The organism is Bacillus cereus group sp. BfR-BA-01524, from assembly GCF_022662595.1.
GTDB classification, from domain to species: domain Bacteria; phylum Bacillota; class Bacilli; order Bacillales; family Bacillaceae_G; genus Bacillus_A; species Bacillus_A thuringiensis_S.
The window spans coordinates 1-814 of sequence record NZ_JAKUDW010000251.1; the positions used below are offsets into that span (position 1 = coordinate 1).

An 814-nucleotide genomic window follows, 5' to 3' on the forward strand; every position below is an offset into this window, starting at 1 on the left:
AGAAAATCGTAAATAATGAAACACCGAAGTTAGGAGAAGAAGTTGAATACCGAATTAGTATGAAAAATACGGTAAAGAACGGAAAGCTAACAGACGTGACAATAGAGGATACTTTACCAGAAGGTTTAGAGTATGTAGAAAATAGTTTGAAAGCAGAAGGTACCGGAACAGATTCAGTAGAGCTGAAATTTGAAAACGGTAAGGTAATGGCAAAATATCCAGAAATTACGGATACAGAAGAAAGAAGTATCGTTTTTAAAGTGAAAGTAAAAGAAGAAGTAAAAGTCGGTAAAAAAATCATTAATAAAGCAACTATTGATGATTCGCAAAATAAGCCAGTTAATCCGACAGCGGAAATTATTCCTCAGTATAAAGCTGGAAAACTTGAAGCGAAAAAGATGGTAAATAATGAAACGCCTAAGTTAGGAGAAGAAGTGGAATACCGAATCAGCTTTAAAAATACGGTAGAACATGGAAAGCTAACAGAAGTAATAATAGAAGATGATTTACCAAATGGATTAGAGTATGTGAAAGATAGTGTAAAAGCAGAAGGTTCTAAGCCAGATCCAGTGGAATTGAAATTTGAAAACGGTAAGGTAATGGCAAAGTATCCTGAGATTACAGATACGAAAGAGAGAAGTATTACCTTTAAAGTGAAAGTAAAAGGTAAAGTGAGCGATTCGATTGTTAATGAAGCGATTGTGAGCGATACGAAACATCCGCCAGAAACACCGATAGCAGAAATTATTCCGCAACATAAAGACGGAAAAGTGAAAGCGAAGAAAACGGTAAATAATGAAACGCCGAAGTTAGG

General features: G+C 35.1%; 1 protein-coding gene. It reads left to right on the top strand.

The window, feature by feature from the left end:
• The coding region (locus MR170_RS30855) for an isopeptide-forming domain-containing fimbrial protein (RefSeq protein WP_242310653.1) at window positions 1-814 on the top strand (814 nt) is incomplete at both ends.